The sequence below is a fragment of the Bacillus sp. 5w2 genome (assembly GCF_054353775.1).
Map to the genome: position 1 here is coordinate 146087 of NZ_JBTIWT010000004.1, position 14716 is coordinate 160802.

The following is a 14716-nucleotide window of genomic DNA, read 5'->3' on the forward strand; positions in this document are numbered from 1 at the left end:
ATTTTAGTTGTATCCTTCATAGTAACGGTTATATGTATTGGAAATATATAAGGATAAGGAGATGGAGTTATTCATGGTACAAATTCATCCGAAAACTCGTATTGGTCATGTTGAATTTAAAGTGGTAGATTTAGAGCGCCAAATTGCTTTTTATGAGAATGTAGTAGGCTTAGACGTAATTAAACAAGAGGGGAATAAAGCATATTTATCAGGAAAAGGTGGAAAGAACACGTTACTTGTTCTTGAAAAGTTAGAGGACGGGGTGCTGCAAGAGCCGCGTACGACTGGTATATATCATGTAGCCTTTTTAGTTCCGACTCGTGAGGCCTTTGCTTCGGCATTATTTGGGGTGGTTCGTAATAAGAATGTAATTGATAGCCCAGCTGAACAAAAAGGGCGTTATACATATTCAAATGAAATTTTACCAATTTCAAGGTTTAATAGTGCAAGTGATCATACGTATAGCGAAGCGTTTTATTTACAAGATTTAGAGGGAAATGGTATAGAAATTTATGCAGACCGTCCGCGTGATCAATGGGGAGAAGGACCAGGAGGAAGTACGCCACTTGATTTAAAAGAGCTAGCAACACTCGTTGATTATGAGTTTGATGGCTTACCAGCTGAAACGGTCGTTGGACACGTACATTTACGCATAGCGGATGTAGAGAAGTCTCATGAGTTTTATGTAGAAACAGTAGGATTTGAAGTGCAACAGCGTGAAGATGATTGCTTATTTATTTCTGCAGGAGGATATCATCATCATATAGGTGCAAATACGTGGAATGGTATACATAATCCGCACCCACCAGCACATGCAACTGGACTTAAAGTATATACAATTGTATTACCGCATAAAGAAGCGTTAGATGAAGTGAAAGAAAGGTTAATGGAAAAACAACATAAAGTAAACGAAAGTACAAATGGATTTACAGTAGTAGATCCTAGTGGTATTACTGTAAAGTTTGAAATAGAAACAGCATAAAAGAAGCCGGGAAGTGTATAATCACTTTCCGGCTTCTTTTTGATACGTAATCCAAGTAGCACAAGGATTAAAAAGAAAGGATTTTAATATTTCCATTGCGTATATACTTGTTGAATCAAATTCACCTTGAATGAAAGAGTAGCCGTGTTTATTTGCATACATAGCTTGTTTGAAAACGAGCAGTTTCAGTAAGGGTAAATCTTCTATAGTGTGAGTCCCACACCATCCTAGTTCTACCGTATTATCCTTTTCTGATGTATGGAGGAAAGAGTATGCCATAATTTGATGTTCTTCATCTATAATGAGAAAGCTCCCATCTAGTAGTACATCATCAGCCAAAAGCATCTCTTGCCAAGTTTCGAGAGAGAATGAGGCAACCGGATTTGCTAAGTGAGTATACTCGTAATTCGTTTTTACTAAGTGAGCTAGTTTTTCAAAGAAGCTATTATTGGATACGATATTTGATAACGTTTGTACATGATAATTTGAAGGAAGCATTGTATCGATAGGTATGATTTTTTGTACGTCTAATATCGGCAAAAATGTTCTTCGAATTTCCATAAAATTATCTTCTTCATAATAGGCTTTTAAATGAGCTGATGTTTCCCATACAGAGGTTTGCAATGGTAGTTTGAAGTTTTCTCGTTTTTGAATTTCGTTTAATAAAAATTTTTCAATGTGTAGCCCTGAATAGAAAGGATTCGTATATATTCGAAAGTATGTGCAGTATGGATGGAAGTTATTGCTCCAGGCGAAAAAGATGCCTACTACATCTTTTTTATAGTAGGCAATATATGCACATTTTGTTTTATTACCTCTTAATAAGTTAAATAGATAAGAATCTTCATTGTATAAATCAATAAGTTGTTTTACTTGTAGCTCATTACTTCTACTATATTTCTCTAGAACAAGATTGTTTTCATTGGATGGCTTCTTCATAGCTCAATCCAAAACCGTCTTACTACATTTCCATCTCCCTCAGTGAAATCATCATCACGAAGCCCGCCGTTATGTAAAATTGTTTTTTCTGAAGCTGTATTCACTTCATCGCAAACGACAAGTGCTTTCGTAATGTTTAATTCCTTCGCTTTTTCCAGTGATAACTCTAATAACTTCGTAGCATAACCTTTTCTTCTTTCGGAAGGGCGAATGCCATAACCGATATGACCGCCAGCGTTAAATAAATGTTCGGTTAAACTATGGCGTATATTAACAGCACCTACAATTTTATTTTCATCTGTAACGAGCCAATACGTAGAGTCTGGTACCCAAGATTTAGGAAGGTTTACTCCGTTATGTGCATCGAGTAATTCTTGAATCATAGTGGGGAAGTTAGAAGGGTCTTTTGAAATAACCCAGGGAATCATCGTTTCACCACTATTTTTCCATTCGTTATAAAAATCTAAGTATTCGTCTTGTAAATCGGTAGTAGGTGTAAGTAAAGAGACGTTCATTGTTGGTAAGCTCCTTTATTTATGTAGTATGTATAAAAAATTACGAAACTAAATGAAAGCGTTTTCTAAACTTTCTCAACCTCATTTCATGTAATCGACCTTTGTTTTTTAAGAAAATTAGTGGAAGTTTAAAATTAGAAGCTATTCATTTTATGTTAATATTAAAAATATTAACATAAAACAGTCGGAATATTAAGAGTATTTTGATGGAATTCCTTCATATTGATAAAAGGATGTGTGTGATAATTTTTGTTTTATCTATCTATAATGAATGAAAGGGGGAAGGGCTCGTGAGTGTAAATTTTGATTTGATTATACGAATCGGTGTTGCCGGTTTGTTAGGAGCAATAATCGGTATTGAAAGGGAAATTCGATCAAAAGAAGCTGGATTAAAGACTCATTTCCTCGTAGCGGTAGGGAGTGCTTTAATAATGGTCGTTTCAAAATATGCCTTTTCAGATATTATGAATGAAGAACATATGGCTCTTGATCCGAGCCGTATTGCAGCACAAGTTGTTAGTGGAGTAGGTTTTTTAGGTGCAGGTACAATTATTATTCAAAAACAGGCGGTAAAAGGTTTAACGACAGCGGCTGGTTTATGGGCTACAGCAGGAATTGGATTAGCAATTGGTGCTGGTATGTATGTGGTAGGAATTGGAGCGACGATTCTCGTTTTAATTGGTTTAGAGATTGTAAGTCGTATTTTTAAGGTGCAATTTTTATTTCCGCAAAATATAACGGTACAAATGTGTATAAATAAGCATGAAGCGGTACAACAAATATTAGAAACGCTACAAGTGAAAGGTATTCCAATACTTTCATATGAAGTGGAAGCTTTACAGCAAGGTACAGAAACTATTTATAAGGTAGGGATGCAACTGAAAAATATATCGTCAAAAGAAAAGAATGAGTTTATTCAGCATATGCAAACATTACCGGAAGTTACATTCATACAGTTAAAATCATAGTGTTGAAAACGAGGATAGATGTAGCAGGAATTTCGCTATTATCTATCTTTTTTTGATATAAAACGCACGTAAAGTCAAGTGTTAATTTTTACGCGGCATGGATACATGTGTGAACGTTACCTTATTTTTTCTCAATACAGAATAAATAATCAGAATAGTAAAATAATGGAGCGGGACACTAAAAAATGTAAGGTAGGGGAGAGTATGAAAGGCTATTCAAAAAAAATGTAAGGTAGGGGTAAGTTTTGCTAGTTTAATGTTAGGTAGCTTGCAAGGAAACATATCGGCGGAAGATACTAAGGGAGGGCAAGTTTCTTATCGAAATGTGCTCAAAATGGAACCGGTTGGTGTACAACTTCCAGTGCAAGAGTTAGCTCATTCATCGAAAGTGCTAGAAAATAAATCTTTTGAGAAAAGGATACAATTTGCTGATTTATCGCAAAGACCACCTGAAGTAAAAAAGGAAAGTAAGCAATTAGCGGTAGCGAAAACTTATACAATTGCTGAATTAAATCAATTAAGCAATCAGCAGTTAGTAGATTTACTTGTAACAATCGATTGGGAGCAAATTACGGGATTATTTCAGTTTAATAAAGACAGCCTTGCATTCTATCAAAATGAAAGTAGGATGCAGGCGATTATTGATCGATTGAAGCAGCAAGGACAAGCTTATACAAAGGATGATTCAAAAGGGATTGAAACATTAGTAGAGGTATTGCGCTCTGGGTTTTATTTAGGGTTTTACCATACAGAATTAAGCAAATTAAATGAACGAAGCTATCATGACAAGTGTTTACCTGCATTGAAAACGATTGCTAACAACCCAAATTTCAAACTTGGTACATTAGAACAAAATAAAGTTGTATCATCATATGGAAAATTAATAGGAAACGCTTCTAGTGATGGGGAAACGATTTCATCGACTGCGAACATTTTCAAACAATATAATGATAATCTTTCTATATTTATAGATAATCGTTCAGCAGGTAATGCGGTGTACGATATTATGCAAGGGGTAGATTATGATATTCAATCGTATTTATATGACACGGGAAAAGCACCGAAAGATACACTATGGTATCAAAAAATAGATCGTTATATTAACGAATTAAGTAGATTCGCGTTAATAGGAACGGTTACAGAGAAAAACGGATGGCTTATTAATAATGGTATTTATTATACAGGTAGACTCGGTACATTCCATAGTACAGGGACGAAAGGGTTACAAGTTTTAACAGATGCGATGAAAACCTATTCGTATTTAGGTGAGCAATATTTCGTAGCAGCTGAGCAAATTACAACGAATTATGGCGGGAAAGATGCAAATGGGAACGTTGTCAATTTAGATCAAATAAGAGAAGAGGGTAAGAAAAAATATTTGCCGAAAACGTATACGTTTGATGATGGGGCAATTGTGTTAAAAGCTGGAGACAAAGTGACAGAAGAAAAAGTAAAACGTCTATATTGGGCGGCAAAAGAAGTGAAGGCACAATTCCATCGTACGGTTGAAAGTGATCAACCTTTAGAAAAGGGAAATCCTGATGATGTATTAACGATGGTTATTTATAATAGTCCAGCTGAATATCAATTTAACCGTCAATTGTACGGGTATGAAACGAATAACGGCGGTCTTTATATAGAAGGAACAGGTACGTTCTTTACTTATGAACGTACGCCAGAAGAAAGTATTTATAGTTTAGAAGAATTGTTCCGACACGAGTTTACACATTACTTACAAGGTAGATATGAAGTGCCAGGACTTTGGGGGCAAGGTAAGATTTATGAGAATGAGAGATTATCTTGGTTTGAAGAAGGGAATGCTGAGTTTTTTGCAGGTGCAACGAGAACAGATAATGTTGTACCGAGAAAGAGTATTATAGGCGGATTATCTTCAAATCCAGCGGAACGTTATACGGCAGAGCGAACGTTAAATGCAAAGTATGGAACGTGGGATTTCTATAATTATTCCTTTGCATTACAATCATATATGTACAATAAGAGATATGATATGTTTGACAAAATTCATGATATTATTAGAAAAAATGATGTAACAGCATATGATGCATACCGCTCTGCTTTAAGTAAAGATGCGAATTTAAATAAAGAGTATCAAGATTATATGCAAAAGTTAGTCGATAACCGTGAGAAATATAATGTTCCATTAGTATCAGATGATTATTTAGCAACTCACGCATCAAAACCAGTTTCAGATATTGCGGCAGAAATTACAGCAGAAGCAAAATTAAGTAATGTATCAGTTAAGAAAAATAAATCACAGTTCTTTAATACATTTACACTACAAGGAACGTATACAGGTACTGCTGCAAAAGGGGAATATGAAGACTGGAAAACAATTACACAAAATGTGAATGATACGTTAAAACGTTTAAGTGCAAAAGAATGGACAGGTTATAAAACTGTAACAGCTTACTTTGTAAATTACCGTGTGAATACATCAGGACAATTTGAGTATGATGTTGTGTTCCATGGGATTAATACAGAAGAAGGTGCTGTCAATAAAGCACCGGTCGCAGTTATAAATGGTCCATATAGTGGAAATATAAATGAAGCAATTTCATTTAAAAGCGATGGATCAAAAGATGAAGATGGGAAAATTTTTGCTTATAAATGGGAGTTCGGTGATGGTACTGTAAGCAATGAACAAAATCCGACTCACGTGTATACAAAAGAAGGAACATATACGGCAAAATTAACAGTAACAGATGATAAAGGATTAACTAATACTGTTACAACGACTGTAACGGTTCAAAAGAAAGAAGATAACAGTGTAGAAAAAGAACCAAACAATTCATTCCAAACAGCAAATAAACTGCAATTAAATCAAGTTTTACGTGCTAGTTTAGGAAATGGTGATACGAGTGATTTCTTTGAAATAAATGTGGAAACTGCGAAAAATCTACAAATTAATGTGACGAAGGAAAATAATATCGGAGTAAACTGGGTTCTTTATTCGGAAGCAGATTTAAATAATTATGTTACGTATGCCCAGCAAGAGGGGAATAAGTTAGTAGGAAGTTATTACACGTATCCAGGAAAATATTATTTACATGTGTATCAGTATGGCGGGGGAACAGGGAATTATACGGTAGAAGTAAAATAGAAAAAGAGAAATTGTCTTTCAATGAATGGAAATCAATTTAAGCCTATATCACGTAATGCAGGTTACAATATCAGTTATGAAGTTAAAAATTGGTATCTTTATGAATAGTAAAAAGTTAATATTTCAAATGAAAAAATAACTGTAGGTAATGTATCTAATGATATTAAGAAATTAAGTATCAAGAGACCTTATCTTGAAGTTAAGTAGATATAATCAGTAAATGAGATACAATCTATGAATTATTATTTCATAGAGATGTGAGCAAAGTAATAAAATTTATGTGTGTTTGATTTAATTAAAGGACCAGAGTGTATCCATAAAAACAGATAAACTTTGGTCCGTATTACTTTTAATTTATTCACGAAATCAAGAGGATTAATAAGTCAAGTAGCAGCATTTTTGAAATTTATTTAATAAGTTAAGTAGTAAAAATTTTATCATGTAAATAATTCCGTCATATTAGCAGGGGATACTAATGGAAAATCGTGTACCTTGACCTAATTTACTCTCTATCTCTATATCACCATTTAATTCTTTAATAATACTATAAGCAATCATAGTACCAAGTCCAGTCCCTTTTTCTGTTGTTGAATAGAATGGCAAAGCAATCCGCTTTATTTGTTGAGAGGACATTCCAATCCCTGAATCAATAATATCGATTATAATATTATCTTTGATTTTCTGTATATTTATTTGTAATACTCCACCATTTATCATGGCCTCAATTCCATTTTGTATGATGTTGTTTAGACAGAGTCTGAATTTTTCGGGGTCCCCATTTATATAAAAGGAATCTGTACTATTTTGTTTTATTTCAACTTTGTATGATAGAGCAAGTGGTGAATTAGTGTCTTTCACTTGATTTAAAATATGATTAATGTCTATTTTCTCTTTTAGGGTGTTCTGTGGTTTTGTTAAAGATAAATAGTTATTAATCGTAGATTGTATTTGCTGCATTTCAATTAACATGATTTCTAAGTACTGATCCTGAGGTAGCTTAGAGGCATGTTTTTCATTTAACAATTGAGTGAATCCATGTACTGTGGTTAGTGGATTGTGGATTTCGTGTGCAATGGACGCCGCTAGTTCGCTAGCTATATAAAATTTTTCAGCCCGTTGCAGCTTTTCTTTCATTTTATATTTCTCAATCATTCCCTCTATTAAATACACTGATAATAATACTGTGAATATATTAATGATTATATAATTTAATAAAAATTCTATGAGAGTAGAGTCTATTTTATTACCTGTATGTATTTGAGTTACAATACCGCAGATAGAAAGTGAAGTTGTACATACTAAAATAAGAAGCAAGCTTAATAATATCTTTTTTTCTTTAACATACATAGGTAATAAGTAACGAAAGAGCATTGTTATAACAGAAATAATAGTAAAGATAATAAATGATGGAAGAACGCCATTTCCGCCTAAGTAAAATCGATAAGAAAGATATAAAATTCCTATAAAAACAATGTTTTTTGTATTTCCATATAGAAAAACGAATATGATAGGAATAAAACGTAAATCATAAATAAATCCAGCATGTAAATGAAAAGGAAAAGTCATGCAAAAAATAATAGCAATGGAGGAAAAGATAGCAATCAATATATTATTACATGTTATTTTTTCTTTAAATTCTAGCCAAAATACGTGGTAGCTAAGGATACAAATTATTATTATAAAGGTATTTAATAAAAGAGTAGATATTCCCATAGTTTTGCATCTCCGATAGTTTGTATATTGGATTATGTACGAGTTAAACTTAGATGTTTAGTATCAGTAGACTTTCTATCTAAAAAAGGAAGGGCGCTTGAAAAAGTACTATTATATTACTCGTATTAGAATTGATAAGGAAGTTAGAAAAAATAATAGATAAAAAATCTACTTAGATATTTATGCATATGAAACTAGAAATTGACTTTTATATAGGTAAAATTGGGATTGAGTTACTAATAAAATAATGGGTTTTTAAGTGTGAATATTCTGTGAAAATAATATATCTTGTGAATCTTATTTTGTAGCCTTTGTTATATTAACATGGAATATATCAAATTATAAAGTGGAAATTTCAAAATTTTTCATTAGTATATTTTATCTAAAATGGAAACGATATTTATTTGAGTGCTTTGGTACTTAATTGTATGAATTCTTGTTAAAAAAGACTTTGAAATTTACATGTTCTTTTTTATGAATCGTAATACTGTAGCTTTATCAATGTGAGTTCTTCAATAACCATTAAGGTATAAAGTTAAGATATATAGGTTTAAAGATATGAATTATTACATAAAAACGTATTTGAAAAAGAATGTATGATGGTAATAGATTACAAACATCAAGGGGGAACTTAAAATGAAGTTAAATAAATTAGTGCTTAGTTGTGGAGTAATTTCAGCATTAACACTTGGAGTGTTAGGGAATAATACTTATGCTGAAGAAGTACACAAAACGAATGATACAATTCATGTAGTTGAACATGTTTCTGCAGACTTATTATTAACTCAAACAATGGATTATAGTGGCGAGGCTGTAACTTCTTTTGTATATGATGGGAGTACTGATTTAAGCTTCTTTATGAAAAATAATGGCCAAAATACAATGGGATATAGTGTGAAAGGCCCAAATACAGAGCTAATTGTTGGTGGTTATATAAAACCTGGAGAACAACAAATTAATGTTACAAATGTACGGAATGCTTTGTCTCCATTACCGATCGGAACATATAAAATTTACGTTTCAAATGATGATGGTTCTAAGGGGCAATTCAAAGTTTCAGTAAAATCTATGAATTAAATTTAAAACGCTTTGTTTTTATGTTGATTGAATCTTTACTTATTGGAAAGAAACTAAATTGAATTGAGAATTACCGATAAAAATAAAAACGAGCATCTTATCTAATTGTGAGAGGATGCTCGTTTTTTGCTATTAAACAAAAAACAATTACTTCCAACCACTTATCAATACATTTTGATATTTCCATTGCTAATCTACTAGTTTGTGTCAACGAGAGAATGTCTACTATAAAAGATAATTATTTACATTGTTTAATAATTACTTAATATATTATTAAGTTGGTTACCTTACAAAAATGTAAGGTTATTTCAATTGACACTCATATATATAAGTAACTATACTAGTTACACAATGTTGGTGAATATATTTAATAGTTTCAATCTATAAGTGTATGTCTGAAGATTCTTTTCGGAATAATAGTTCGATTTAAATTTATTCATTTGTAATATAGTGTTAGTGCCAACGTAATCTATTCTTTATTCTAAGGAGTATTATTTAAAGATTAACTATAAATGATGTATTTACTAACTTGTAATAAATTTTTAGAGGTGCTAAATTTTGAAGAACAAATTAATTGCTACAGGAATTCTTGCTGGAAGTCTACTATCTTATTCTTCTAGTATTTTTGCAGATACTCACAAATTCCCAGATGTTCCTGCATGGGCTGACAAATCAGTTACTTATTTAGTTGATAAGCAAGTATTGAGTGGTTATCCAGATGGAACTTTTGGTTCAAATGACACATTAGATAGAGCTTCTGCAGCAACCATTATGACAAAGGCTCTTGGTATACACATTGATTTAAATGCAAAACCATCTTTTAAAGATTCACAAAACCACTGGGGAACTCCTTATATTGCCGCAGCTGAAAAGGCAGGAATAATTAAAGGTGAAGGAAATGGAATATTTAATCCTTCTGGAAAAGTTACTCGTGCTGCTATGGCTACTATGCTAGTGAATGCATATAAACTACAAAATAAAAGCACTAACAATGGACAAAGTAAATTTGAAGATTTAAAGGGACATTGGGGTGAAAAGTTCGCAAATACCTTAATTAATTTAAAAATTTCAGTTGGTACAGATAATGGTTGGCAACCAAATAGATTCATAACACGTGCTGAAGCTGCACAACTAACCGCAAAAACAGATATGCTTCAATATAGTCAAAGTAATCCTTTAGAAAATAAAGCAATAATTATTGATCCCGGACATGGCGGCGAAGACCCTGGAAAAAACACAAAGGGATTACCTGAAAGTAAGATTGTACTAGACACTTCTTTACGTCTACAACAATTGCTTGAAAAACATACTCCATTTACAGTTTTACTAACTCGTGAATCTGATACTAGACCTGGACATGATCAAAAAAGCTCTTTACAGGAACGTGTTAAGTTTGCTAAGCAAAATCAGGGTGATATCTTTATAAGTATTCATGCAAATGCTTTTAACGGTAATGCAAAAGGGACAGAAACATACTACTATAAATCTTCTAAATCTGAAAAAACAAATCCTCATGTGGAAGAAAGTCGTGTTTTAGCTGAAAAAATTCAAACACGATTAGTAGACGCACTTCAAACACGTGATAGAGGTGTTAAACATGGAGATCTTCATGTTATAAGAGAAAATGACATGCCAGCTGTGTTAACGGAACTTGCTTTTATAGATAATGGTATCGATTATAGTAAGTTATCTACAGAAAACGGAAGGCAGATTGCAGCAGAAGCCATTTATGAGGGGATTTTAGATTATTATGAATGGAAAGGAAATAATGTATCTGAATATAGGTTGCAATAAGTAAATGAAAATATAGTAATTCTCGAAATAAAGAATTCTATAATTTTTTTGCACTTTTTTAAACAAGAATTTTAAATATGTATTTAAAATTCTTGTTTAAATCGTTATTATGTGTTTTAATAATATTGATAATAGTTATCAGTAAAAAAGAGATGGAAATTAGCAAAACAAGTGTTGATAGTTATTGTCATAAAGATTAATAAATTTCTACATTGTAACGTTATGAACCTATCTCTAGTATTGAGAGCTAAAAATAATACGTTTATATCTTATAAATGTTTAAAAAGGAGTGGTTGTCTGTATGAAAAAAGCAAATGGAATAGCTAAAAGTGTTGCGGTAGCGTCCGTTATTATGTCTGGATCACTTGGTTTACAAGCAACATCTGCATTTGCAGATTCTAAAGGAACTGTAGAAAATCTTCAAAATGGTGGAAAAGTCTATAATAGTTTTAAAACTACTTATGACATGAAGCAGAATATCAAAAATTCAATAAAGGTTTCTTTTATTGAGGATCCTTACGCAGACAAAAAGATTGCAATTGTTACCACTGATGGTAGTAATATAGATGCTAAATATACAATTAATGGCGGATACTATAACGCAGGTTTAAAATGGCCATCGGCGTATCATACGGAAGCAGAAATAACAAGTGGTGATAGCGCTCAATTTCATAAAGCTGCCCCAGTTAATACAATGACTTCAGCAAAGGTTACTTCCGAGGTTGGGTATACACTTGGTGGAAGTGTTAAAGTTGGAGTAAATGATAAAGGACCCAATGCCGATGCGAGTATTACGGGTAGCTTTGCTTGGAAAGAAAGTGTATCTTACGATCAAGTAGACTATAAAACGGTATTAGAGACTCACACAGATAAAAAATTAAATTGGAAAGTAGGATTCCAATCATTTAATTACCCGGAGTGGGGAATTTATAATCGTGATTCATTTAATACTTTCTACGGTAATCAACTATTTATGAAATCACGTAGTTATAATGAAGGAATGAATAATTTTGTTTCAAAAGATACAGTACCAGCTTTAACAGGGTATGGTTTTTCTCCTAATGTAGTAGCGGTTATTACTGCTGATAAAACAGAATCTACATCAAATTTAAAAATAACAAATCGTAGAATTTCAGATCAGTACAATATTGAATGGGTAAGTTCAAAATGGTGGGGAACAAATAATAAAGATACATATAATGAGTTCTTTACAAACAACTATAAATTAGACTGGAAAAACCATCAAGTTACTCTTGATAACCAAAAAGCCCTTGAAGAACAAATGAGTAGTATCAACAATGTGAATAATCAACTTAACAAAGGAAAAGGGAAATTATCTTTTTCAATGAATGGAAGCCAACTCAAAGCGACATCTAGCAATGCTGGTTATGGTATCAGTTACGAAGATAAAAATTGGGGTATCTTTGTAAATGGTGAAAAGGTCTACACGTTTAATGAAAAAACAACTGTAGGCAATATCTCAAATGACATTAACAAATTAAATATCAAAGGACCTTATATTGAGATTAAACAAATCTAATCAGTAAATGAAGTACAATTGATGGATAATTATTTCATCAAAATATGAGTATAAAGATTTATTTTAAATCTGCATAATGTAATGAAAGGACCAAAGTTTATCTGTAAAAACAGATAAACTTTGGTCCTTATTATTTTTTGTTCATTCTTATACTCAATTAGAAAGGAGCGTGAAGTATTTGAAAGTTGTTCATGCTACACAGCGGGATGTCGTTTTAAGTATGGTGTTTATTTTTATTTCATTTTTAAATGAATTCTTTGTATGATGACCTAGGATAGGAGAGTTTCGGGAGATGTTTCTTTTTGAGGCTTACGTTGTGTGGTGAATAGTTTAAAGTAATCAAGACTTCATCGGTTGTTAAGTTAATACTTTAAATATATAATTAAATTTCATTAAAAAGATACTCTATTCAAAGTCCTTATTGGATTTTTGAAGTGAAATATATATTATTTGAGGTGTGTGAAATGGGGAAATCTCGAGAGCAGACGATGGAAAATATTTTGAAAGCTGCTAAGAAAAAATTTGGAGAGCGTGGTTATGAAGGTACGAGCATACAAGAAATTGCAAAAGAAGCGAAAGTGAATGTTGCTATGGCTTCTTACTATTTTAATGGGAAAGAAAACCTATATTATGAGGTGTTTAAGAAATATGGCCTTGCTAATGAGTTACCTAATTTTCTTGAGAAGAATCAATTTAATCCTATTAATGCTCTAAGAGAATATTTAACAGTCTTTACTACACATATAAAAGAAAATCCTGAAATTGGCACATTAGCATATGAGGAGATTATTAAGGAAAGTGCAAGATTAGAAAAGATTAAACCGTATTTTATAGGTAGTTTTGAACAGTTAAAAGAAATATTGCAGGAGGGGGAAAAACAAGAAGTATTTCATTTTTTCTCTATAAATCATACGATACATTGGATCACTTCTATTGTTTTATTTCCAAAGTTTAAAAAGTTCATTGATTCTTTAGGACCAAATGAAACGAATGATACAAATTATGAATGGATGCCAGAAGACTTGGTGAGCAGGATTATTTCTGCTTTAACAGATAAGCCTAACATGTAAATTATTCATTGTTTATGAATTTTAATTTTCCTATTAAAAAGCTTAATTTCTCAATGTATTGTAGAGGAATTAGGCTTTTTTGGACACTTCATTCTTAAATTGTTTTATGATTTATTGTTTATTACATTTGAAATGACTTTTAATGTGTATAAGCACGTGATAAGTAAATTAAATAAACAAAGGCCCTGTAAAAAATACAGGGCCGGATACAGGGTTAAGGGAACGCATAGTTTCTTAGTAATATAGTAGCATAAACTTTTCATGTGACTACATAAGAGTTTTGACAAATTTAAGAACAAGATAGAGAGTTTTTAAGAATAAATACAGTACTGAAAATCAGGATTGTGATTTAAATATTTGCGTGGTTATATGGTTAAAAAACAGATGAGTATTTTAATCATAATAACTTTTAGGAATGTATATTGAAGAAATATTTTTTGATTAGGTTAAAAGAGAACTCTGTCAATTTAATATACGTTATATCCAAATAACTTTAGATTTTCTCCAGATTCTGAAATAATCTTCTCAAATCGTAATCCTACTTTTTCTAAAAGCTTTCCTGAATTGATGTTATCGATAGTAGTAATTGCTACTATTCGTTTCAGTCCGAGCTGTTGTACACCGTATTCGATTACCGCAGAAGCTGACTCGTAGCCATACCCCTTTGAACGAAATTTCTCTAAAAAGGCAAAACCGATATCAACATCTTCTAATGAATCTCTTTTAATAAGGCCGCACATACCAAGTGGTGTGAGATCCTCTTTTCGTTCAACTAAATAAAGACCAAAGCCCATTTTATTATACATATCTACGGGTCCGTTTAAGATGTATTTTTGGGCATCTTCTAAATTTCTAATGCCTTTATCACCGATAAATTGAATCCATGCAGGATCATTTACTAGTTCAAGAATAAATGGAGCATCTTTAATTTCGAACCAGCGAAGAACGAGGCGTTCAGTTTCAAGAACTATCAATCTATTGCACCACCTTTAAAAGT

General features: G+C 32.1%; 11 protein-coding genes and 1 pseudogene. 8 read left to right on the forward strand and 4 right to left on the reverse strand.

All coding sequences use genetic code 11. The features are described from left to right. Positions 1-73 precede the first annotated feature (73 nt). Positions 74-982, forward strand: a complete 909-nt coding sequence (locus ACXY7N_RS10520; RefSeq protein ID WP_016135103.1) for a VOC family protein — start codon at positions 74-76, stop codon at positions 980-982. Between the two features lie 21 nt (positions 983-1003). Here the strand turns inward: ACXY7N_RS10520 and ACXY7N_RS10525 are convergent, their stop codons facing one another. Together ACXY7N_RS10525 and ACXY7N_RS10530 are read right to left on the reverse strand one after the other, a co-directional pair. Beyond that, on the reverse strand, positions 1004-1921 hold the full coding sequence (locus ACXY7N_RS10525) for a GNAT family acetyltransferase (RefSeq protein WP_488592391.1): 918 nt from the start codon (positions 1919-1921) through the stop codon (positions 1004-1006). Beyond that, positions 1918-2436: a GNAT family N-acetyltransferase gene (locus ACXY7N_RS10530; protein WP_016086891.1), complete on the reverse strand. Its 519-nt coding sequence runs from the start codon at positions 2434-2436 to the stop codon at positions 1918-1920. The genes ACXY7N_RS10525 and ACXY7N_RS10530 overlap by 4 nt, the downstream gene beginning before the upstream one ends. 290 nt (positions 2437-2726) lie before the next feature. Here ACXY7N_RS10530 and ACXY7N_RS10535 point away from each other — a divergent pair, with 290 nt between their 5' ends. From ACXY7N_RS10535 to ACXY7N_RS10545, 3 genes and pseudogenes are all read left to right on the forward strand, one after another. Further along, positions 2727-3404 carry an MgtC/SapB family protein gene (locus tag ACXY7N_RS10535; RefSeq protein ID WP_016086892.1) on the forward strand — a complete coding sequence of 226 codons (678 nt, stop codon included), beginning with the start codon at positions 2727-2729 and terminating at the stop codon, positions 3402-3404. A gap of 214 nt (positions 3405-3618) precedes the next feature. Continuing rightward, positions 3619-6525 (forward strand): collagenase ColA, encoded by a 2907-nt coding sequence (gene colA / locus ACXY7N_RS10540; RefSeq protein WP_488592419.1) that lies wholly within the window; start codon positions 3619-3621, stop codon positions 6523-6525. Between the two features lie 15 nt (positions 6526-6540). Continuing rightward, a pseudogene (locus ACXY7N_RS10545) lies at positions 6541-6732 on the forward strand (beta-channel forming cytolysin); the annotation flags it as partial. A gap of 252 nt (positions 6733-6984) precedes the next feature. Here ACXY7N_RS10545 and ACXY7N_RS10550 read toward each other — a convergent pair. Then, positions 6985-8238, reverse strand: a complete 1254-nt coding sequence (locus ACXY7N_RS10550) for a sensor histidine kinase (protein ID WP_016086894.1) — start codon at positions 8236-8238, stop codon at positions 6985-6987. Between the two features lie 636 nt (positions 8239-8874). On the opposite strand from ACXY7N_RS10550, the gene ACXY7N_RS10555 reads away from it, so the two are divergent. From ACXY7N_RS10555 to hlyIIR, 4 genes are all read left to right on the forward strand, one after another. Further along, positions 8875-9315 (forward strand): hypothetical protein, encoded by a 441-nt coding sequence (locus ACXY7N_RS10555; protein ID WP_016135101.1) that lies wholly within the window; start codon positions 8875-8877, stop codon positions 9313-9315. 558 nt (positions 9316-9873) lie between these two features. Continuing rightward, positions 9874-11109, forward strand: coding sequence for an N-acetylmuramoyl-L-alanine amidase (locus ACXY7N_RS10560; protein WP_016135100.1), 1236 nt, complete (start codon positions 9874-9876; stop codon positions 11107-11109). A gap of 301 nt (positions 11110-11410) precedes the next feature. After that, positions 11411-12649, forward strand: a complete 1239-nt coding sequence (hlyII, locus tag ACXY7N_RS10565) for a hemolysin II HlyII (protein WP_016086897.1) — start codon at positions 11411-11413, stop codon at positions 12647-12649. A 464-nt stretch (positions 12650-13113) separates the two neighbouring features. Further along, complete coding sequence (hlyIIR, locus tag ACXY7N_RS10570) at positions 13114-13719, forward strand: hemolysin II regulator HlyIIR (protein WP_016135099.1); 606 nt, start codon at positions 13114-13116, stop codon at positions 13717-13719. Between the two features lie 467 nt (positions 13720-14186). Here hlyIIR and ACXY7N_RS10575 read toward each other — a convergent pair whose 3' ends face one another. Further along, positions 14187-14693 carry a GNAT family N-acetyltransferase gene (locus tag ACXY7N_RS10575; RefSeq protein ID WP_016135098.1) on the reverse strand — a complete coding sequence of 169 codons (507 nt, stop codon included), beginning with the start codon at positions 14691-14693 and terminating at the stop codon, positions 14187-14189. Between the last annotated feature and the right edge of the window lie 23 nt (positions 14694-14716).